This is a genomic window from Virgisporangium ochraceum (assembly GCF_016863655.1).
In the GTDB taxonomy this organism is placed as follows: domain Bacteria; phylum Actinomycetota; class Actinomycetes; order Mycobacteriales; family Micromonosporaceae; genus Virgisporangium; species Virgisporangium ochraceum.
In genome coordinates, this window is record NZ_BOPH01000113.1 from 18,026 (window position 1) to 37,995 (window position 19,970).

The window sequence follows — 19,970 nt, forward strand, 5'->3', positions numbered from 1 at the left end:
GACGCCGCAGAACCCCAAGAGCGTGAAGAGCGTGAAGAGCGCGATGAGACGGCCACCGCACCGTCCGCGGAGGCAGAAGTGGCCGAGGAGGTGGCCGGCCGGGGTGACGAGGCGCCTGCGGCGCCAGAAGAGCCCGCCGGAACACCACCTCCGGAGAGAAGGCAGAGACGCGCGTCCGGTGCCGGTGCCCTGATCGGCGTGCTCCTCGTGGTGCTCGGGTTCGCGATCGCCGCCCAGGTGCGCAGCACCAACGCCGACGACGCGTACGCGAACGCCCGTCCCGAGGACCTGGTGCGGATCCTGTCCGACCTCGACGCCCGGCAGGAGCGGCTGCGCCGGGAGCTCGCCGAGCTCGAGGACTCCAAGCGGCAGCTGGAGTCGGGCGCCGAGGGCCGGGAGGCGGCGCTGGCCGAGGCGCGCCGGCGGGCCGAGGTGCTCGGGATCCTCGCCGGCACGTTGCCGGCCGAGGGCCCCGGCGTGCAGGTGGTGTTCGCCCCGCGCGACCAGCGCATCCGCGCCGACAGCGTCCTCGACGCGGTCGAGGAGCTGCGCGGCGCCGGCGCCGAGGCGATGCAGATCCAGGGCGGGTCGGGTGAGCCGGTGCGCATCGTCGCCGGCACCTGGTTCGTCGACTCGGGCGAGGGCATCACCGTCGACGGGGTGCCGATGTCGAGCCCGTACACGATCGACGTGATCGGCGACCCGCAGACGATGCAGACCGCGTTGAACATTCCTGGTGGGGTGGTCGACGCGGTGCGGCAGCGCGGCGGTAACGTGACCATGCACCAGCCGGGGCTGATCAAGGTGACGGCGTTGCACGACGGTGAGCCGTTGCGGTACGCGCGCCCCGTGAACTAGCACGGTCAACCAGTACCGTGAACCGAAAGGACAGCAGTGACTCCGGAAGAACTGCGCTACACCGCGGAGCACGAGTGGGTCTCCCCGGTGGCCGGTGGTGACTCGAGCGGGGTGCGTGTCGGCATCACCGACTTCGCGCAGGACTCGCTCGGTGACATCGTGTTCGTCCAGTTGCCCGAGCCCGGCACCGAGGTGCAGGCGGGTGACTCGCTGGGCGAGGTCGAGTCGACCAAGAGCGTGTCGGAGATCTACGCGCCGGTGTCCGGCCGGGTGGTGGCCCGCAACGAGGCGCTCGACGCCGATCCGGCGGCGGTCAACTCCGACCCGTACGGCGCCGGCTGGCTGGTGGAGATCGAACCGTCCGACCCGGCGGCCGTGGCGGGCCTGCTCGACGCCGCCGCGTACCGGGCGTTGACGGAAAGCTAGGACCAGAAAGCCAGGAACAGTCGGGCGCGCTCCGCGCGTCTGGTTGACCCTGAAAACCGGCCATCGCTAGGGTTGCCCAGGCAACCGTGCGACCGGTGTCGTATGCGAGGCTACGCGGGGCTGGTCGTACAACAGGTGCGGCCTCTCCGCACATGTTGTACGACCAGATGTACGACCAGCCGCCGTGTCTGGTTTCATCTGCTGTCTGCTTGTGCACCACCTGTTCTCTGCGGTTGCCCGACCTTTGACCCGTGAGGTGATCCATGACGCGCCAGGACGACGAGTTTCCCCCACTCGACGTCACGTCCACGCTGAACCTTGGCGCGCTCGACGACGGCGTCGACCAGGATCCGCCGGACACTACGGCCGGCCGGGTCTCCGGCTCGCTGCCCCCGGGTACCGCCCTGCTGGCCGTGCGTCGCGGGCCGAACGCCGGCGCCCGCTTCCTGCTCGACCACGACGTCACCACGAGCGGTCGCCATCCCGACAGCGACATCTTCCTCGACGACGTCACGGTGTCGCGTCGGCACGCGGAGTTCCACCGCGAGAGCGGCATCTTCACCGTGCGTGACGTGGGCAGCCTCAACGGCACCTATGTCAACCGCGAGCGGGTCGAGTCGGCCACGCTGAGCAACGGCGACGAGGTGCAGATCGGCAAGTTCCGGCTGGTGTTCATCGCGGGTCCGCGCCCCGACGACCGCTAGGGTTGTCCGGATGACGTCCGGATCGGGTGGTTCCGCCGCGGCCCGGTCCGCGCGTGCGTGGGGTCGGAACGGCCAGGATCGGGGCCGGCCCGATGAGCCGGTGCTCCTGAGTATCGGCCAGGTGCTGGCCGAGCTGCGGGGAGACTTCCCCGACGCGTCCATCTCGAAGCTGCGCTTCCTCGAGGCCGAGGGGCTCGTCGAACCGCGCCGGACGGCGTCGGGGTACCGGAAGTACACCCCGGCCGACGTGGCGCGGCTGCGCTACGTGCTGGTGGCCCAGCGCGACCACTACCTGCCGCTGCGGGTCATCCGCGAGCAGCTGGCCGCGATCGACCGCGGGGAGACCCCGGCCGGCACGCCGGTGCTCGTCGCCGTTCCCCCCGCGTCCCCCGACCGGGAGGCACCGACGACGGCGCCCGCCGCCGACGAGACGGTGACCCGGGCGGACCTCCTCGACCGCGCCGGCGTGGCGGTGGCGGTGCTCGAGGACCTGGAGAAGCACGGCGTGGTGACGCCCGGTGCCGGTGGGAGGTACGCGGCCGACGCGGTGGAGGTGCTGCGGGTGGCCGGTGCGCTGGCGGAGTTCGGGCTCACCGCGCGGCACCTGCGGGCGTACCGGACCGCCGCCGACCGGGAGGTGGGGCTGCTGATGCAGCTGATCTCGCCGATGGCCCGCGGTACCGGTCCGGCGGCGCGTGACCGGGCGGCCGAGACGGTGCGGGAGCTGTCGGGACTCACCGGGCGGTTGCACGCGGCGTTGGTGCGCGTCGGCCTCGGCCAGACACTGCGGTAGATGTGACACTCGTGCCCCTCGCGCCGCTGCACGGACCATGGCCGCTGCGTGTACCGTGCAGGGGAAGGTCGGCGAACCGAAAGGCGCTGGGGTGCGTGAGCTGAACGTGGTTGGGGTGCGGGTCGAGCTGCCTAGCAACCAACCGATCGTGCTGCTCAAGGAGGTCGACGGCGACCGCTACCTGCCGATCTGGATCGGTGCGGTGGAGGCGACGGCGATCGCGTACGAGCAGCAGGGCGTCAAACCCGCCCGCCCGCTCACCCACGATCTCCTGCGCGACATCCTGCTGGCGTTGAAGCAGCCCCTGCGCGCGGTCGAGATCGTCGAGATGCGCGACAACATCTTCTACGCCGAGCTGATCATCGGCGAGGGCGTGCGCGTGTCGGCCCGGCCGAGCGACTCGATCGCGTTGGCGCTACGCGTCGGTGCCCCGATCCGCTGCGCCGACCAGGTGCTCACCGAGGCGGCCATCGTCATTCCTGACGAGCAGGAGGACGAGGTCGAGAAGTTCCGGGAGTTCCTGGAGCAGGTGCGCCCCGAGGACTTCGCCGGCTGATCCGCCGAACTGATTCGGCGAACTGATCCGGCGAGCGCAGTACAAATCGCCCCAAACGGGTGACAACCGTTGCGCCACAAAGGATTTCGGCGTGTCGACACGGCGTGTCGGGCGCGTTACCTGGCGGGAATCCGTCGATACAGGCGGTAGGGTTTGGCAGTCTGTAACGGGCGCCGGCTCTACGCGCTAAGCCGGGGGAGAACGGTGGTGGGTCACATGGATGGGTCGGCGGAGTTGGGTCCCGCTTCGGCGGACGACACCGTCGGATACCGCGGTGTGACCGCCTGCCACGCGGCCGGCATCAGCTACCGGCAGCTCGACTACTGGGCGCGCACGGCGCTGGTCGTGCCGAGCGTCCGTGACGCGTCGGGCTCCGGAACCCAGCGGCTCTACTCGTTCCGCGACATCGTGGTGCTGAAGGTCGTCAAGCGGCTGCTCGACGCCGGGGTGTCGCTGCAGAACATCCGCAAGGCGATCGACACACTGCGCTCGCGCGGGGTCTCCGACCTCGCCGGCATCACGCTGATCTCCGACGGCACCACGGTGTACGAGTGCCGCTCGCCGGAGGAGGTCGTCGACCTGCTGCAGGGCGGTCAGGGCGTGTTCGGCATCGCGATCGGCGGGGCGTTCAAGGAGATCGAGGGCACGCTGTCGAGCCTCGCGGCCGAGCCGGGGGAGCCGGCCGAGGTCGAACCCGCCTCGCCGCCGGCGACCGACGAGCTCGCCGCCCGCCGGGCCCGCCGCCGCGCCGGCTGAGAGTTCTCCCGCCGCGCCGTCGGACATCGCCGCGCGGGGTCTGTCGAGATCCGGGTGCCGGCTGCGTCCGGGTGCATGCGAACCACTGAGATCAGCGAGATTCTCGACCGTCCCGTACAGCCGCGAGCTGCTGAACCGAGACCTGCGCCGCCTCGCCTACGTCGCCACCGACGCGCGAACCCCATGGTGGCCCTGACCATCGACACCGAGGTGCACCCGCCGAAGATCCTGCTCGTCCGGGGCCGGGCCGAGCTCGACACCGTCGCCGGCATCCCCGACGAGTCCCTCCGGATGAGACGGCACGGTCCGCATCGTGGTGACCCCGACGTGGCCCAAGCTCATCGACTTCGAGACGACCCTGCCCAGCGCGGTCGAGGAACTGGTGAGACAGCGCGGACAAATTCTTGCCGGGGGCATGTCGAGAACGCCGCCCCGGCTCCGTCCCCGCACTCGACACGCCCACGACGAACGAGGAGAACCCCGATGGCGAAGTACCTGTTGCTCAAGCACTACCGCGGCGCGCCGGAAGCCGTCAACGACGTCCCGATGGACAAGTGGACCCCGGAGGAGGTCACCGCGCACGTCCAGTTCATGACGGACTGGGCGGCCCGGCTGGAGAAGACGGGCGAGTTCGTCGACGGTCAGGCGCTCAAGCCGGAGGGCGTGTGGGTCCGCTCCGACGGCGAGGGCCGCCCGCCGGTCACCGACGGCCCGTTCGCCGAGACCAAGGACCTGATCGCCGGCTGGATGATCATCGACGTCGACTCGTACGAGCGCGCGATCGAGGTCGCCGGCGAGCTGTCCGCGGCGCCGGGACACGGCGGGAAGCCGATCCACGAGTGGCTCGAGTTGCGCCCGTTCTACGCCGAGCCGCCCACGGTCATCGAGTGAACGAGGCGCTGCTGCGGGAGCTCGTGCCCGCGGTGATCGGGATCCTCGTCCGCCGCGGAGCCGACTTCGCGGCGGCCGAGGACGCCGTCCAGGACGCGCTGCTCGAGGCGGTGCGTTCCTGGCCCGGCGACCCGCCCCGCGACCCGAAGGGCTGGCTGATCACGGTCTCGTGGCGCAAGTTCCTCGACGCGGCGCGGGCCGAGACCTCGCGGCGGCGGCGCGAGGCCGTCGTCGACGACCAGCCCGTCGGAGCCGACGTTCCGGACGTCGACGACACGCTGCGGCTGTACTTCCTGTGCGCGCACCCGTCGCTGACGCCGGCCTCGGCGGTCGCGCTGACGTTGCGGGCGGTCGGCGGCCTCACCACGCGGCAGATCGCGCAGGCGTACCTGGTCCCGGAGGCGACGATGGCCCAGCGGATCAGCCGGGCCAAGCGCACCGTGTCGGGGGTGCGGTTCACCCGGCCCGGAGACGTGGCGACCGTGCTGCGCGTGCTGTACCTGGTGTTCAACGAGGGCTACTCCGGCGACGTGGACCTGGCGGCCGAGGCGATCCGGCTGACCCGTCAGCTGGCGGAGCTCACGCGCAGCGAGGAGGCGGCCGGGCTGCTCGCGCTGATGCTGCTCCACCATGCGCGACGGGCGGCGCGCAAGCGTGCCGACGGGAGCCTGGTGCCGCTGGCCGACCAGGACCGGTCGCGCTGGGACACCGACCTGATCGCCGAGGGGGTGGCGATCCTGCAGGCGGCGCTGGCGAACGACCGGCTGGGGGAGTTCCAGGCCCAGGCGGCCATCGCCGCCCTGCACGCCGACGCGCGGAAGGCCGAGGAGACCGACTGGGTGCAGATCGTCGAGTGGTACGACGAGCTGGTGCGCCTGACCGACAACCCGGTGGCCCGCCTGAACCGGGCGGTGGCCGTGGGCGAGGCCGACGGGGCCCGGGCCGGCCTGGCGGCGCTGGCCGACCTGGACCCGGAGCTGCCGAGGTACACGGCGGTGGCGGCCTACCTGCACGAGCGCGACGGCGACCCCGCGACGGCGGCCCGCCTGTACGCCGAAGCCGCGGCGAAGGCCCCGAACCTGGCCGAACGCGCCCACCTGACAAAGCAGGCCGCCCGCCTGAACGCGCGCCGCCGCTGACCATCCGCGGCTCCAGCCCGCGGCCCCTCCGACCCGACCCACCAGCCTAGTATCCTAGGATGCCCTAGCGGGTGTGGCGCCGCCCGCGAGGTGGGCAAGGCCTGCCGTGGCGCAACGCCCGCCGCGCCGAACCGGGCCAGCTTCGTGGATCTTGGACACTCCTGCATCGGAATCGATGCACATGCGTCCAAGATCGCCGGGGGTGCGGGGTCAGGACAGGCGGGCTTGCACCACCAGGTGGTGGAGGGCTTCGCCGCTGCCGGGGCGGTCGGGCAGCTTGGTCTCGTCGCGGGCCTGTTCCAGGGTCCGCTGGAGGCGTTGGACGTCGGACTCGAGCTGGCGGCGTAGGGCCGTGTCGCTGCCCAGCGGCTCCTTCTCGGCCCGGGCCTTGCGCTCGATGAGGTCGGGCACGTACGGCAGGTCCATGCCGGGAGCCAGCGTCGGCAGGTCGCACTCCAGCTCGCCGGTGCGCATCAGGTGGATGCCGGTCAGCAGCACCCGCAGCGTGTAGAGGGCGGGCTTCACGCTGCCCTCGCGCTCGAAGAGCTGCCACTGCCCCTTGGCGAAGCCGAGGTAGTGGTGGGAGTGGTAGCGCGTCACGCAGCCCGGCGCCAGGGCGACCAGCTCGGCGTGCAGGTCGGACGTGGTGACCACCAGCGGCGAGAGCACCTGCTCGAGGATGTGCCCGTTGGGGCGCAGCAGCAGGCGGCAGAACTTGGCCAGCTCCTGCGACACCACGTCGAGCTCGACGCCGTCGCGGGTGCGGCTGGACTGCAGCGTCTCCGGACCGGTGCGCAGCCCGATGACCTCCTCCAGCGGCAGCCGGTGGACCGCGCGGATGTCGAGGTCGGAGTCGGCCGAGGCGAAGCCGTACATGTGGGAGCCGCTGATGGTGGCGAACACCGCGGGATAGGGCAGGGCGGCCACGGCGTCGGCGGCCACCGGCGGAATCTGGTAGATCACGGGCACGGGCTCGCCCTCCGGACGTCGATCAGGAACCCGTTCACGGTGGCGCGGTCGGGCTCGGCGGGCAACGGGGTTTCGGCGAGGGCGCGGTCGAGGTCGGCGTGCAGGTCGTCGGCTTCGGCGACGACCGAGGACCAGGGAACGGCGCCGGAGCGCACGGCCAGCAGCGGCTCGCGCCACGCGGTCACGTCGACCAGCACCTCACCGGTGCGCAGCACGTGGGCGCCGGCCCGCAGCAGGCGCAGCATGTGCATCGCCTGCTTCCACTTGACCGGCTCGCCGCGGGCTCTGGTGGCGGCGAGCTTGCCCATCTGGGCCTTGGCGTACCGGCCGTACGTCTCGTAGACGCGCCGCGACAGGAGCGCGCTGCGCCGGTCCAACAGTTGTTGACCGACCGGGGTGAGCGTCTCGACCAACGGTGACCACAGAACTTCGAGCACGGTGGGGTTGGCGGCCAGGCCGAGCTGCAGGCAGCGGGCCAGCTCCCAGTGCAGCTCCTCGGGGCGGGGCCCGTCGCGGTGGGTCGGGGGCGGGTCGAGGCTCCAGAACGCGTCGGCGGGGGCGAGGAACACGCCGCGGCGGTCGGTGTCGGAGTCGGGTCCGTCGAGGCCGTAGGCGCGCGACCCGACGACGACCGAATAGATCACGTCGTGCGTCACACCGCAGCAGGGTACCGGTCCTGGTAGCGTCGGATGGGCCACGATCACCCGCGTGGGAGAGACCGCCAGCGCAGGAACAGGCGGCGCCGAAGGGGCAACTCCTCCCGGAACCTCTCAGGCAGAAGGACCACGCGGGCAGGCGCCTGGAGGGAACCACGTTTCCGACAGTGGGGAGGGGGTTACGACAACGCTGTCCCCTCCGCACGGTTTGGAGCGTTCCCATGGATGTCCCGTTCTCCCGTCGGCACATCGGCGCCTCGCCCGAGGAGCAGCGGCGGATGCTCGACGCGATCGGGTACGGCTCGGTCGACGAGCTGATGGACGCCGCGATCCCGGGCGTGATCCGCGACAACGAGAAGTCGAAGCTTCCGGCGGCGCGCAGCGAGGCGGAGGTCCTCGACGAGCTGCGCGGGCTGGCGGGCCGCAACACGCCGATGGTGTCGATGATCGGCCTGGGCTACCACGGCACGCACACGCCGCCGGTGATCCGCCGCAGCGTCCTGGAGAACCCGGCCTGGTACACCGCGTACACGCCGTACCAGCCGGAGATCAGCCAGGGCCGTCTGGAGGCGCTGCTGAACTTCCAGACGATGGTCTCCGACCTGACCGGCCTGCCGACGGCGAACGCGAGCCTGCTCGACGAGGCCACCGCCGCCGGTGAGGCGATGACGCTGGCCCGCCGGTCGTCGAAGGCCACGTCGAACGTGTACCTGGTCGACGCCGACACGCTGCCGCAGACGGTCACCATCCTGCGCACGCGGGCGGAGCCGCTGGGCATCGAGATCCGGCTGCACGACCTCGACGCCGACCTGCCCGGGGAGTTCTTCGGGCTGCACCTGCAGTACCCGGGCGCGTCGGGCGCGGTCCGCGACCACGAGGCGGTCGTGGCCGCCGCCCATGGGAAGGGTGCGATCGTCACCGTCGCGGCCGACCTGTTGGCGCTGTGCCTGCTGCGCGAGCCGGGCGCGATCGGCGCCGACGTCGCGGTCGGCTCCGCGCAGCGGTTCGGCGTGCCGATGGGCTACGGCGGTCCGCACGCCGCGTACATCGCGGTGCGCCGGGGGCTGGAGCGGACGCTGCCGGGCCGCCTGGTCGGTGTGTCGAAGGACGCCGACGGCAAGGTCGCCTACCGGCTGGCGCTGCAGACGCGCGAGCAGCACATCCGCCGGGAGAAGGCCACGAGCAACATCTGCACGGCGCAGGTGCTGCTGGCGGTGATCGCGAGCATGTACGCGGTCTACCACGGGCCGGAGGGCCTGCACGGCATCGCGGCGCGCACCCACCGGCACGCCACGATGCTGGCGACCGCGCTGCGCAAGGCCGGGGTGGAGCTGGCGAACGAGCACTTCTTCGACACGGTCACCGCCGTCGTGCCGGGCCGGGCGTCCGCCGTGGTCGGGGCCGCGGCGGCGGGCGGGGTCAACCTGCGGCAGATCGACGGTGACCGCGTGAGCGCGGCCTGCGACGAGACGACCACCGCGGAGCACGTCCGTACGGTGCTCGACGCGTTCGGCGTCTCCTCCGACGGGGTCGGTGACGCGCTGGCGGCGCTGCCGGAGGGGCTGCGCCGCACCACGGACTACCTGACCCACGAGGTGTTCCACTCGTACCGGTCCGAGCACGCGATGCTGCGGTACCTGCGGCGCCTGTCCGACCGCGACTACGCCCTCGACCGGGGCATGATCCCGCTCGGATCCTGCACGATGAAGCTCAACGCGGCCGCGGAGATGGAGCCGATCAGCTGGCCCGGCTTCGCGGACATGCACCCGTACGCCCCCGCCGACCAGGCGCGGGGCTACAAGGTGCTCACCGACCAGCTGGAGGAGTGGCTGGCCGACCTCACCGGCTACGACGCGGTGAGCCTGCAGCCGAACGCCGGGTCGCAGGGTGAGCTCGCGGGCCTGCTGGCGATCCGCGGCTACCACCGCGCCAACGGGCACGGTGAGCGCGATGTCTGCCTGATCCCGCAGTCGGCGCACGGCACCAACGCGGCCAGTGCCGTGATGGCCGGGATGCGGGTGGTGGTCGTGGCGACCGACAGCGACGGCAACGTCGACCCGGCCGATCTCGACGCCAAGATCGACCAGCACCGCGACCGGCTGGCCGCGATCATGGTGACCTACCCGTCGACGCACGGCGTGTACGAGGCGGGCATCGCGGAGCTGTGCGCGAAGGTCCACGACGCCGGCGGTCAGGTGTACGTCGACGGGGCGAACCTGAACGCGCTGGTCGGGTACGCGCGGCCGGGGAGGTTCGGCGCCGACGTGTCGCACCTGAACCTGCACAAGACGTTCTGCATCCCGCACGGCGGCGGCGGTCCGGGCGTGGGCCCGGTGGCGGTGCGCGCGCACCTGGCGGACCACCTGCCGACGGTGTCGGCGGCGCCGCAGGGGTCGGCGGGGATCCTGCCGATCTCGTGGGCCTACATCCGGCTCATGGGCCCGGACGGGCTGGCGAAGGCGACGGGTGCGGCGGTGCTGGCGGCGAACTACGTCGCGGCGCGGCTGCGCGAGCACTTCCCGGTGCTGTACTCGGGGGCGAAGGGCCTGGTCGCGCACGAGTGCATCCTCGACCTGCGGCCGCTGACGAAGCAGACCGGCGTCACGGTCGACGACGTGGCGAAGCGGCTGATCGACTACGGCTTCCACGCGCCGACGATGTCGTTCCCCGTGGCGGGGACGCTGATGGTGGAGCCGACCGAGTCGGAGGACCTGGCCGAGATCGACCGGTTCTGCGAGGCGATGATCGCGATCCGGGCCGAGATCGACCGGGTGGGCGGCGGGATCTGGCCGAAGGCCGACAACCCGCTGCGCAACGCGCCGCACACGGCGGCGGCGGTGACGGCGGACGAGTGGGAGCACCCGTACCCGCGGTCGCTGGCCGCCTACCCGCCGGGGGTGGACCGCACGGCGAAGTACTGGCCACCGGTACGCCGCATCGACGGTGCGTACGGCGACAGGAACCTCGTGTGTTCCTGCCCGGCGCCTGAGGCCTTCGAAGAGGTGTAGGGCTGTCTCAAGGCCGCGGCATCACGCCGCGGCCTTCAGGCGGCCGCGAGGGTCGGGCGGGTGACGTGCGGCGCGGGGCCGCGGCACGGTGCGACGGAACGGCCGTCGGGGAGCAGCTCACCGGTGTCGTCGAACACGATCACGCCGTTGCAGAGCAGGCTCCAGCCCTGCTCGGGGAACGACGCAAGCACCTTTGCGGCGTCGTGGTCGGGTGCCTCAGCGGGCGGGCATTCAGGTAGGTGGCTGCACATGGTGGTTCTCCGGGTGGACTGTGAGGGGTGGTGCGTGTGGGTGCTGCTGCGCTGGTGTGTGGTCCTGGTCATATGAACAGTGACGCACGCTACTCCCCTGGACAACGGCAATTCGAGCGTGGCACGGCACGTTCTCGGGATAATCGCCCCTTCGTATGAGGAGAGCCGACCCACTCGTCGCTGATACGTCATTGACCGTTCCGACGGCCTTACCCGGCGTATCGGAGGGTTGCCGTGCCCACCTTTCGGAGGTTGCGCGGGTCGAGTGGCGGGCCACGCACGCGGGGTGGGCGGGCGACCTCGAAGCGTTCCTGGCCGGGTACGGGCTGGGCCTCACCGGGACCCTCCGTCCCGACCACACGGTGTGCGGCGCGGCGGTGCTCCTGTCGGCCGCCGCCGGGGCCGTGCTCGCCGGCGCGCCGGCCCGACAGTCGCCCGCTCACGTGGTCCCGGATGTGGTGGCCGTGGTGTACGGACCCGGCGCCGCCCGGGCGGAGGCCGCCCCGCGCGGACCGTGGCGGGTCGGGGCGTGGGAGCCGAGCTGGTCGGTGGCCGGGCACTCGGCGGCGGTGTCGGCCGTGCGGGAGGCGATCGGACGCGGGGACGTGTACCAGGTGAACGTCGTCGGCCACCGGTCGGCGCCGTACCTGGGTGACCCGGTGGCGGCGCTGCGCCGGCTCGGGTCGGTGCCCGGCGCCCGCTACGGCGGGGTGCTGCGCGGCGACGGCTGGGCGGTGGGGTGCGCGTCGCCGGAGACGTTGGTGCAGGTCAGCGGCGGAACCGTACGCACCCGTCCGATCAAGGGCACGAGGCCGGCGACCGTACGCGGCCGTACGGAACTGCTCTCGTCGCCGAAGGAGCGGGCCGAGCACGTGATGATCGTGGACCTGTCCCGCAACGACCTCGGGCGGGTGGCCCGGGTCGGCAGCGTGCGGGTCGCGGAGCTGTTCGGGGTGCGCGAGTGGGCCGGCCTGTGGCAGGCCGAGTCGGACGTCGTGGCCGACCTGCGCCCGGACGTGGGACTGGCCGAGCTGCTGGCGGCGGTGTTCCCCGGCGGGTCGGTGACGGGCGCGCCGAAGCTGGCGGCGCTCGACATCGTGCACGCGGTGGAGCCGGTGGGGCGGGGTCCGTCGATGGGCGCGTTCGGCTGGGTCGGCCCCGACGGGCTGGACCTGGGCCTGACCATCCGCACCGCGGCCGCGGACGCCGAGCGCCTGCACGTGTGGGCGGGTGGCGGCATCACCTGGGGCAGCGACCCCGACGAGGAGGTGGCGGAAGCGGCCAGCAAGGCCGCTCCGATTGCGGCCGCCCTGAGCGGAGCTCGGGGCGGCCGCAATCGCCACTAGATGATCTATTCCGAGGGCTCGGACGTCCGTCCGCCTGTTTCGTGATGAATGTCGGGAGCTCCGCCATACCGATACGTCGATGATCGTGAGCGGGTGGGAGGCTATGAACATCAACAAGCGTTTGTGATGTTCGTAGCCTCCCACCCATCGGCATCGGTTGATGGCCGATGGTCCCGTGCGGGTCGCGGAACAGCCATCAAACAGGCAAAACGCCTAGTCATCCCGTGTCAGGCCTTGGAATCAATCATCTAGGTGCGCCGGGCAACTAGGTCGTCATCGGCTCTTGAGCTTGCCCGCCACCGTCACCACGCGCTGGGCGAGGTGGTCGAGCGCTGCGTACTGGGCCTCGCCGAGCGGCGCGTCGTTGTTGCCGCCCGTGACGTGCGAGACGCCGTACGGGTTGCCGTCGGCGTACTTCAGCGGGTCGGTGTAGCCGGGCGCCACGAGGATGCCGCCGAAGTGGTGGATCGTGTTGTACAGGGCGAGCAGCGTGCTCTCCTGCCCGCCGTGGGCGGTCATCGACGCGGTGAACCCGGAGTACACCTTGTCCTGCAGCAGGCCCTGCCCCCATTGCGGGCCGAGCGTGTCGATGAACTGCTTGAGCTGGCTGGCGATGTTGCCGTACCGGGTCGGGCTGCCGAAGATCACCACGTCGGCCCAGACGACGTCGTCGGCCGTGGCCACCGGGTCGTTCTCCACGGCCCGGCGGTGGGCGGCCCAGCCGGCGTTCGAGGCGATCGCCTCCTCCGGCGCCAGTTCGGCGACGTGGCGGCGGCGGACCTCGGCGCCGGCCTTCTGCCCGGCCTCCTCCAGGCGCTCGGCCATGCTCTGCAGCGTGCCGGTCGACGAGTAGTAGACGATCGCAAGGCGAGTATCAGACATGGGTGTCGCCTACCCGTTGCTTGCGCAACTAATCATCGGTGCTGGCGTCGACGCCGGCGTGGGCGGCCGGGATCTGGCCGAGGCGGCCCTTCTGGTAGTCCTCGAAGGCCTGCACGATCTCGGCGCGGGTGTTCATCACGAACGGGCCGTAGGCCACCACCGGCTCGCGGATCGGCTGCCCGCCGAGGAGGAACACGTCGAGGTCGCTCGACGGTGAAGCCTCCAGGGTCACGCTGTCGCCGGTCCCGAAGACAGCGAGCTGACCGCTACCGAACGGACGGCCCTTGGGCCCGACGAAGCCCTTGCCGCTGAGCGCGTAGGCCAGGGCGTTGAAGTCCGGTCGCCACGGCAGCGTGAGCTTCGCGCCGGCCGCGAGGGTGGCGTGCACCAGGGTGATCGGCGTGTGCGTCGAGCCGGGGCCCTGTCCGATGCGCCCGCCTCCGCGGGCGCGGACGCCTTCGAGGCGACGCCTTCCCTCGTCGCTCCGGTCGCTGCGCTCCCTCCGCTCCTCAGTCCAGGCGTCGCCGGCCCCGGCGTCGTGACCGTCGACCTCGCCGGCGATCACGCGCAGCAGCGCGCCGCCGTCGGGGGAGCTGAGCAGCGCGACCCGCTTGCCGGTGATGTCCTGGTAGCGCGGGGTGGCGAGCTTGAGCGCCTTCGGCAGGTTCACCCACAGTTGGACGCCGTGGAACAGGCCGCCGGCCATCACCACGTGCTCCGGCGGGGTCTCGATGTGCAGGATGCCGGAGCCGGCGGTCATCCACTGGGTGTCGCCGTCGCTGATGAGCCCGCCGCCGCCATGGGAGTCGGAATGGGCCATCTGGCCGTCGAGCATGTAGGTGACCGTCTCGAAGCCGCGGTGCGGGTGCCACGGGGTCCCCTTGGGCTCGCCGGGGGCGTACTCGACCTCGCCCATCTGGTCCATGTGGATGAACGGGTCGAGGGCGCGCAGGTCGACGCCGGCGAACGCGCGGCGCACGGGGAAGCCCTCGCCCTCGTAGCCCTTCGGCGCGGTGGTCACCGACACCACCGGGCGCGCCGTGGCGTCGGCCGCCGGCGGGGTGACGCGCGGCAGGGTGATCGGGTCGGCGGTGACGGCTGGCATGGCGTCCTCCTCGGTCCTCAACAAGATTGTTGCTTGCGCAACTACCCGCGTCAAGCCGTTCCGTGCCGGAGATATTCCACGTAAGGACCCCTGGTACCTTGCGGCCATGACGATCCGCGAGATCCGGTTGCTCGGCGACGCGGTGCTGCGCACCGAGACCGACCCGGTGACCTCGTTCGACGCCGAGCTGCGCGAGCTGGTGACCGACCTGCTCGACACCGTGACCGGGCGGCCCGGCCGCGCCGGCGTGGCGGCACCGCAGATCGGCGTCAGTGCCCGGGTGTTCAGCTACGCCGTCGGCGAGCAGGTCGGGTACGTCGTCAACCCGGTGCTCACCGTCGACTGGACCGAGGAGCAGGACGACGAGGAGGGCTGCCTGTCGATCCCCGGCCTGTACTTCCCCCGCCGGCGGGCCAACTCCGCCTCCGTCACCGGCGTCGACCAGCACGGCGAGCCCATCACGGTCAGCGGCACCGGGATGCTGGCCCGGGCGCTGCAGCACGAGACCGACCACCTCAACGGCGAGCTGTACATCGACAAGCTCACCGGCGACGTGCGCCGGCAGGCGCTGCGCGCGGTCCGCTCCGCGCCGTGGGCCCAGCGCGGCTGACCTGGTCCCGCGTGTCTGGTCCCGCGTGTCTGGTCCCGCGTGGCTAACGGTTGCCGCCCGGAACGACCACTCCGCTCTCGTAGGCGAACACCACCGCCTGGGTGCGGCTGACCACGCCGAGCTTGGTCAGCAGCCGCGACACGTGCGTCTTCACCGTCGCCTCGCCGATATGCAGCGCGCCGGCGATGTCGTCGTTGCTGGCGCCGCGCGCGACGTGCACCAGCACCTCCCGCTCGCGCGCGGTCAGCTGGTCGAGCAGCGGCTGCGGCGGCGGCGCGGGACGCGGTGCGAACGCCTCGACCATGCGCAGCGTCACCGCCGGGTCGAGGAGGGCGGCGCCGGTGTGGACCGTGCGCAGCGCGGCCAGCAGCCGCTCCTCGGGCGCGTCCTTGAGCAGGAAGCCGCTGGCGCCGGCCCGCAGCGCCCCGTGCACGTACTGGTCGAGGTCGAACGTGGTGACCACCAGCACGGCCGGCGCCGGCTGACGGGCGCAGATGCGTCGGGTCGCCTCCACACCGTCCATGCGGGGCATCCGCACGTCGACGATCACGACGTCCGGTCGGAGCCGCTCCACCGCCGCGACGGCCTCGACCCCGTCGGCGGCCTCGCCCACGACGGCCATGTCGTCGGCGCTGGCGAGCACCATGCGCAGCCCGGCCCGCACGAGCCGCTCGTCGTCGGCGATGAGCACCCGCAGCGTCACGTCCCACCCACCGCCGTCACGTCTCGCCCACCGGCAGCCGTGCCCGGACCGCGTAGCCGCCGGCGGGCTGGGGTCCCGCGGACAGGGAGCCGCCGAGCACCTCGACCCGTTCGCGCATCCCCAGCAGCCCGCGCCCGTTGCCGGTGTCCGGCGCCGGTGACCCGTCGTCGCGCACCTCGAGCTCCACCTCCGTGTCGGTCCAGCGGACGGTCACCTCGGCCCGCCGCGCGTTCGCGTGGCGCAGCACGTTGGTCAGCGCCTCCTGGACGATGCGGTAGGCCGACACGTCCACGCCCGGGGTCAGCGGCCGCGCCGCGCCCTCGCTGCGCACCTCCACCCGCAGGCCCGTGCCGCGGACCGGTTCGACGAGGTCGTCGAGGCGGCGCAGGCCCGGCAGCGGGCGCAGGCCGCCGTCGGGGTCGGGCTCCTCGCGCAGGACGCCGAGCATGTGCCGCATGTCGACCAGCGCGCGCCGGGCGACGTCCTCGACCTCGCGCATCGCCTTGACCGCCTCGTCGACGTCGCGGCCCACGGTGTGCCGGGCGCCGCGGGCCTGCAGCACGACGATCGACAGCGCGTGGGCGACCACGTCGTGCAGCTCCCGGGCGACGCGGGCCCGTTCCCGCGAGACCGCCTCGGCGGCCCGGTCGGCGGCCAGTCGTTCGCGGCTGTCGATGGCCGCCCGCGCCTCGGCCAGCGACCGGGCCGCCCGGTCGGCCTGCACCCGCACCGCTGCCGCCACGGCCCACACGACGACCACGTACAGCGCGTTGGACACGCCGGCACCGTCGTCGTACACGGGATCCCAGACCCCTTGCGCACCCAGGATCACGCACGACGCCAGTCCACAGTGGACGCTGGTGCGCCACGTCCGGGCACCGACCGCCGCCGTGTACGGCGCCACCAGAAACACCGCCACGCCGTCGCAGAACAGCTCGCCGACCGGGAACAGCAGCGTCGCGACCGCGTACACCGCCTGCACGCCCAGCCCGATCGCGACCGGGTGGCGCCGCCGCCAGGCCAGCGGAACGGTGACCGCGAGGCCCAGCAGCACGTTCCAGCCCGTGACGCCGCCCGGTACCGGGTCGGCCAGCAACAGCTCCGCCTGCACCCCGATCGCCAGTCCGGCGGCCAGCGCGGCGTCGCGTGCCGGCGGCAGAAGGTCGCGCCGCATGACGGCAGGGTAGGCGCACCCGCCGGGTCCGGACCATCCGTCGCGGGCCGGACCCGCGCCCACCGGCGTCCATCGAAAGGTGGACCCGGGTCAGTGCCGGGCCGGACGACGGCGGCCCGCCGCGCTCGTAGCGTTCCGGGCCATCCGACTGTTCTGGAGGTTCACCATGGTCGCTACGACCGTCGTTCCACCGGCCACCCGGTCGCCGGCCCGCACCCGCGCCGCCGGCGTCGGGCTCGTCGTGGGCGCGGCCGCGCTGGCCGTCGCCGAGTCGATCCATCCGCAGAGCGCCGGTTCGGGACCGGAGGGGCTGCTGGAGTCCTTCGCCGCGCACCCGGGCCGCTGGACGCTGTGGTCGCTGCTCATCATGGCGATGGCGATGGCGTGTCTGCCCGGCGTGGTCGCCTGGCACGGCCGGGCCCGCGGGCGCGGCGCCCGCCTGACCACCGCCGGCGCGATCGTCTTCGGCGCCGCGCTCGTCGCGATGTTCTCGTTCGGCGAGTCCAACGGCGAGGGCGTCGGGCTCGCCGGCGGCCTCGACCCGGTGCCGGCCGACGTCGTGGCGGCGTACACCCGCCTCGACAGCACCGGGGTCACGCTGTTCGTGATGTTCCTGATCGCGGTGCCGGGCTTCCACCTCGGCCTGCCGCTGCTGCTCGCCGGCCTGGCGCGGGCCGGGCTGGTTCCGGTGTGGCTGGCGGTCGTCGGCGGGGTGGCGGCGCTGGCGTCCATCGGGGTCGGCGGGATCCACCCGCTGCTCGGGGTCGCCGCGTTCCTCGTGGTGGCCGGGACGCTGGCGTTCCTGGGGGTCCGGCTGATCCGGACTGTCGGGTAGCTGACAGCAGGTACGTTCCGGCCCGCCGTGAAGATCCGTACCGATGGATCTTCGGCTGGGAACGGATCGTCCGGGAAGGGAGACGGGTGGGCGAGCAGATAGGTGTCGACTTCGGCACTTCGCACACCGTGGCGGTGATCGGGCAGACCCCGCTGCTGTTCGACGCCTCGCCGCTGCTGCCCTCGGCGGTGTTCGCCGACGGCGACGGGCGGCTGCTGACCGGTCGCGACGCCTACCGCAGCGGCCAGCTCGACCCCGCCCGCTGGGAGCCGAACCCGAAACGCCGCATCGACGAGGGCACGCTGCTGCTCGGTGCGCACGAGGTCCCGGTGCGGATGGCGGTCGCGGCGGTGCTCGCCCGCGTCGGCGCGGAGGCCGGGCGGGCGTTGGGCGGCCGGGCCGGCGGCGCGGTGCTCACCCATCCGGCCGGCTGGGCCGGCGTGCGTCGCGGGGTGCTGGTCGAAGCGGCAACGGCGGCGGGACTGGGCGAGGTGCGGCTGGTCGCCGAGCCGGTGGCGGCGGCGTCGTACTTCACGACGGTGGTGGGGCACCGGGTGCCGTCCGGGTCTGCGGTGGTGGTCTACGACTTCGGTGCCGGCACGTTCGATGTGAGCGTGCTGCGCCGCACTGACACCGGCGGCTGGGACGTGGTCGCGTCCGACGGGCTGGCCGACGTCGGCGGCCTGGACCTCGACGCGGCGATCGTCGAGTTCGTCGGCTCCCGGATCGCCGACCGGGAGGTGTGGGCCCGCCTGACCGCGCCGGCGACGACGGTCGACAAGCGCCACCGCAGGCTGCTGTGGGAGGACGCGCGGGCGGTGAAGGAGCAGCTGAGCCGCGAGTCCAGCGCCACGCTGGTCGTCCCCCTGCTCGACCGCGACGTGATCGTCACCCGCGACGAGTTCGACGCGCTGGCCCGGCCGTGGCTGGAGCGCACCGTCAACCTGACGACGTCGACGCTGTTCCGCAGCGGCGTCACCGCCGACCGCGTGGTGGGCCTGTTCCTGGTCGGCGGGTCGAGCCGGATCCCGCTGGTCGCCACGATGCTGCACCGGGCGCTGGGGATGCCGCCGGTGGTGCTGGAGCAGCCGGAGCTGGTGGTGGCGCAGGGCAGCCTGGTACCGACCAACGGGGCCGCCGTCGACGCGGTGGCGCCGGTGTCGCCGGCGGTCGCGGCGGCCTGGCCGGTGTCGGGACCGCCGGCGGTCGGGTCGGCGAGGGTCGCTTCGGTGCCCTTTCCCGCCCCGCACTCCGCCGGGGCCGCAGCGCCTGCAGGGGGCGGAGCCTCCACCGTCGGCGGTCCGGCGGGGGCGTCGCGTCCGTGGTGGGCGCGGCCGGCGCTGTACGGCGGGGCTGGGCTGCTCGTCCTGGTGGTGCTCGCCGCGTCGGAGACGGTCCGGTACTCGGCGTTCGCCGGCGCGGCGATGGTGTTCCGGCCGGCGACGGTGCTGCCGTTCCTGGCGACGGTGCTCCTCGTGGCGGGTGCCCGCCGGGCGGCCGGGTTTCCTCCGGCGGCCGGGTCCGCACCGGAGGCCGCGTCGCCTCCGGTGCGCACCGTACGGACGGGCGTGATCGCCGGGCTCGGCGCCGCCGGGGTTCTCGTGACCATCCTGAAGGTCGTGGAGACGATCCGGCCGGAGCTCGACGAGTACACGGTCCGGTCGCGGTTCGACCACGGCTCCTGGATCGTCAGCGTCATCGGGGTCGCCGCGATCGTGCTCGGCCTGGTGCTGGTCCTGCTCCGCGGCCTCCCGGACCCGGACGCGGCCGGGCGATGGCGGGCCGTCGCCTACGGGGTCGCCTACGGCGTCGTTCCGGGAGCCAGCGCCTACACGGCCATCTGGTGGACGTGGTTCGGCGACCGGGGCGACGGCCGCGACACGCCGACGTTCCTGATCCTGTCCGCGCTGCCGCAATGGCGGGAGGCGCCGACCGCCGGCATGGTGCTCGGCCTGGCGGCCGGCTGGGTGGTCGCGATGGTGGCGGCGGCGTTCGGCGGTCGGGCGCTGGGTGAGGCGGTGCCGCCGCCCGCGCGCCCGGTGCTGCACCGGGCCGGAGCGGTGACGCTGGCCGCCGCCGGTGCGGTGCTCGTCTACTTCATGCAGGTCGAGCGCGGCTTCATGATGGACCGGACCAGCACCCCCGACGACCCGACCCTGATGCGCTCGGCGACCCGGCTGTGGGCGAACACCGTCGGTGACGTGCATCCGGGCATGCTGACGTTCCTGCTCCTCGGCGCGGGCGCGGCCGCGGCGGCGCTGGTGGTGGTCAGGTCGCGCAGCGGTGGGAGCCAACCACTACGGTAGCG

At 72.8% G+C, this 19,970-nt stretch carries 20 protein-coding genes and 1 riboswitch; of the genes, 13 read left to right on the forward strand and 7 right to left on the reverse strand.

What is annotated here, in order from left to right; genetic code table 11:
* Positions 1-198 precede the first annotated feature (198 nt).
* The 8 genes from Voc01_RS41050 to Voc01_RS41085 all read left to right on the forward strand — a co-directional run bounded on the left by Voc01_RS41050 (position 199) and on the right by Voc01_RS41085 (position 6,123).
* Positions 199-858, forward strand: coding sequence for a DUF881 domain-containing protein (locus tag Voc01_RS41050; RefSeq protein WP_239160856.1), 660 nt, complete (start codon positions 199-201; stop codon positions 856-858).
* 36 nt (positions 859-894) lie between these two features.
* Positions 895-1,284 carry a glycine cleavage system protein GcvH gene (gene gcvH / locus Voc01_RS41055; protein ID WP_203933125.1) on the forward strand — a complete coding sequence of 130 codons (390 nt, stop codon included), beginning with the start codon at positions 895-897 and terminating at the stop codon, positions 1,282-1,284.
* 263 nt (positions 1,285-1,547) lie between these two features.
* On the forward strand, positions 1,548-1,988 hold the full coding sequence (gene odhI / locus Voc01_RS41060; RefSeq protein WP_203933126.1) for an oxoglutarate dehydrogenase inhibitor Odhl: 441 nt from the start codon (positions 1,548-1,550) through the stop codon (positions 1,986-1,988).
* Between the two features lie 106 nt (positions 1,989-2,094).
* Positions 2,095-2,781 (forward strand): transcriptional regulator FtsR, encoded by a 687-nt coding sequence (gene ftsR / locus Voc01_RS41065; RefSeq protein WP_239160873.1) that lies wholly within the window; start codon positions 2,095-2,097, stop codon positions 2,779-2,781.
* 91 nt (positions 2,782-2,872) lie between these two features.
* Complete coding sequence (locus tag Voc01_RS41070) at positions 2,873-3,337, forward strand: bifunctional nuclease family protein (RefSeq protein ID WP_203933128.1); 465 nt, start codon at positions 2,873-2,875, stop codon at positions 3,335-3,337.
* A gap of 216 nt (positions 3,338-3,553) precedes the next feature.
* Positions 3,554-4,093, forward strand: a complete 540-nt coding sequence (locus Voc01_RS41075) for a MerR family transcriptional regulator (protein ID WP_203933129.1) — start codon at positions 3,554-3,556, stop codon at positions 4,091-4,093.
* A 483-nt stretch (positions 4,094-4,576) separates the two neighbouring features.
* Positions 4,577-4,984: a YciI family protein gene (locus Voc01_RS41080; protein WP_203933130.1), complete on the forward strand. Its 408-nt coding sequence runs from the start codon at positions 4,577-4,579 to the stop codon at positions 4,982-4,984.
* Positions 4,981-6,123 (forward strand): RNA polymerase sigma factor, encoded by a 1,143-nt coding sequence (locus Voc01_RS41085; protein ID WP_203933131.1) that lies wholly within the window; start codon positions 4,981-4,983, stop codon positions 6,121-6,123. The genes Voc01_RS41080 and Voc01_RS41085 overlap by 4 nt, the downstream gene beginning before the upstream one ends.
* Positions 6,124-6,333: 210 nt before the next feature.
* On the opposite strand, the gene Voc01_RS41090 is transcribed toward Voc01_RS41085, so the two are convergent.
* Together Voc01_RS41090 and Voc01_RS41095 are read right to left on the reverse strand one after the other, a co-directional pair.
* Positions 6,334-7,086, reverse strand: a complete 753-nt coding sequence (locus Voc01_RS41090) for a nucleotidyltransferase domain-containing protein (protein ID WP_203933132.1) — start codon at positions 7,084-7,086, stop codon at positions 6,334-6,336.
* A complete protein-coding gene (locus Voc01_RS41095; protein WP_203933133.1) occupies positions 7,083-7,748 on the reverse strand; it encodes a nucleotidyltransferase domain-containing protein in 666 nt (221 codons plus the stop codon). The genes Voc01_RS41090 and Voc01_RS41095 overlap by 4 nt, the downstream gene beginning before the upstream one ends.
* 43 nt (positions 7,749-7,791) lie before the next feature.
* Positions 7,792-7,888: riboswitch (glycine riboswitch) on the forward strand.
* Positions 7,889-7,969: 81 nt separating this feature from the next.
* Here Voc01_RS41095 and gcvP point away from each other — a divergent pair.
* Complete coding sequence (gene gcvP, locus Voc01_RS41100; RefSeq protein ID WP_203933134.1) at positions 7,970-10,756, forward strand: aminomethyl-transferring glycine dehydrogenase; 2,787 nt, start codon at positions 7,970-7,972, stop codon at positions 10,754-10,756.
* A 35-nt stretch (positions 10,757-10,791) separates the two neighbouring features.
* Here gcvP and Voc01_RS41105 read toward each other — a convergent pair whose 3' ends face one another.
* Complete coding sequence (locus Voc01_RS41105; RefSeq protein WP_203933203.1) at positions 10,792-11,007, reverse strand: DUF5999 family protein; 216 nt, start codon at positions 11,005-11,007, stop codon at positions 10,792-10,794.
* 155 nt (positions 11,008-11,162) lie between these two features.
* Between Voc01_RS41105 and Voc01_RS41110 the strand changes: the two genes are divergently transcribed.
* Positions 11,163-12,353 carry a chorismate-binding protein gene (locus Voc01_RS41110; RefSeq protein WP_203933135.1) on the forward strand — a complete coding sequence of 397 codons (1,191 nt, stop codon included), beginning with the start codon at positions 11,163-11,165 and terminating at the stop codon, positions 12,351-12,353.
* 273 nt (positions 12,354-12,626) lie between these two features.
* Here Voc01_RS41110 and wrbA read toward each other — a convergent pair whose 3' ends face one another.
* Both wrbA and Voc01_RS53615 read right to left on the reverse strand, forming a co-directional pair.
* Positions 12,627-13,235, reverse strand: a complete 609-nt coding sequence (wrbA, locus tag Voc01_RS41115) for an NAD(P)H:quinone oxidoreductase type IV (RefSeq protein ID WP_203933136.1) — start codon at positions 13,233-13,235, stop codon at positions 12,627-12,629.
* Positions 13,236-13,263: 28 nt separating this feature from the next.
* Positions 13,264-14,340: a pirin family protein gene (locus tag Voc01_RS53615; RefSeq protein WP_239160858.1), complete on the reverse strand. Its 1,077-nt coding sequence runs from the start codon at positions 14,338-14,340 to the stop codon at positions 13,264-13,266.
* Positions 14,341-14,446: 106 nt separating this feature from the next.
* On the opposite strand from Voc01_RS53615, the gene Voc01_RS41125 reads away from it, so the two are divergent.
* Entirely contained in the window at positions 14,447-14,950 is a 504-nt protein-coding gene (locus tag Voc01_RS41125) for a peptide deformylase (RefSeq protein WP_203933137.1), read from the forward strand.
* A 43-nt stretch (positions 14,951-14,993) separates the two neighbouring features.
* Here the strand turns inward: Voc01_RS41125 and Voc01_RS41130 are convergent, their stop codons facing one another.
* Positions 14,994-15,653 carry a response regulator transcription factor gene (locus tag Voc01_RS41130; protein ID WP_203933138.1) on the reverse strand — a complete coding sequence of 220 codons (660 nt, stop codon included), beginning with the start codon at positions 15,651-15,653 and terminating at the stop codon, positions 14,994-14,996.
* Between the two features lie 16 nt (positions 15,654-15,669).
* Positions 15,670-16,827 carry a sensor histidine kinase gene (locus tag Voc01_RS41135; RefSeq protein ID WP_203933139.1) on the reverse strand — a complete coding sequence of 386 codons (1,158 nt, stop codon included), beginning with the start codon at positions 16,825-16,827 and terminating at the stop codon, positions 15,670-15,672.
* 166 nt (positions 16,828-16,993) lie between these two features.
* Here Voc01_RS41135 and Voc01_RS41140 point away from each other — a divergent pair, with 166 nt between their 5' ends.
* Both Voc01_RS41140 and Voc01_RS41145 read left to right on the forward strand, forming a co-directional pair.
* Positions 16,994-17,662, forward strand: coding sequence for a hypothetical protein (locus Voc01_RS41140; RefSeq protein ID WP_203933140.1), 669 nt, complete (start codon positions 16,994-16,996; stop codon positions 17,660-17,662).
* Positions 17,663-17,748: 86 nt separating this feature from the next.
* Positions 17,749-19,968 (forward strand): Hsp70 family protein, encoded by a 2,220-nt coding sequence (locus tag Voc01_RS41145; RefSeq protein ID WP_203933141.1) that lies wholly within the window; start codon positions 17,749-17,751, stop codon positions 19,966-19,968.
* Positions 19,969-19,970 lie beyond the last annotated feature (2 nt).

Coding starts and splice junctions, on each gene's coding strand:
- Voc01_RS53615 (WP_239160858.1), bottom strand. CDS start 14,340: ATGCCAGCCGTCACCGCCGACCCGATCACCCTGCCGCGCGTCACCCCG.
- Voc01_RS41080 (WP_203933130.1), top strand. CDS start 4,577: ATGGCGAAGTACCTGTTGCTCAAGCACTACCGCGGCGCGCCGGAAGCC.
- Voc01_RS41125 (WP_203933137.1), top strand. CDS start 14,447: ATGACGATCCGCGAGATCCGGTTGCTCGGCGACGCGGTGCTGCGCACC.
- Voc01_RS41110 (WP_203933135.1), top strand. CDS start 11,163: ATGAGGAGAGCCGACCCACTCGTCGCTGATACGTCATTGACCGTTCCG.
- wrbA (WP_203933136.1), bottom strand. CDS start 13,235: ATGTCTGATACTCGCCTTGCGATCGTCTACTACTCGTCGACCGGCACG.
- Voc01_RS41135 (WP_203933139.1), bottom strand. CDS start 16,827: ATGCGGCGCGACCTTCTGCCGCCGGCACGCGACGCCGCGCTGGCCGCC.
- gcvP (WP_203933134.1), top strand. CDS start 7,970: ATGGATGTCCCGTTCTCCCGTCGGCACATCGGCGCCTCGCCCGAGGAG.
- Voc01_RS41140 (WP_203933140.1), top strand. CDS start 16,994: ATGGTCGCTACGACCGTCGTTCCACCGGCCACCCGGTCGCCGGCCCGC.
- Voc01_RS41075 (WP_203933129.1), top strand. CDS start 3,554: ATGGATGGGTCGGCGGAGTTGGGTCCCGCTTCGGCGGACGACACCGTC.
- odhI (WP_203933126.1), top strand. CDS start 1,548: ATGACGCGCCAGGACGACGAGTTTCCCCCACTCGACGTCACGTCCACG.
- Voc01_RS41105 (WP_203933203.1), bottom strand. CDS start 11,007: ATGTGCAGCCACCTACCTGAATGCCCGCCCGCTGAGGCACCCGACCAC.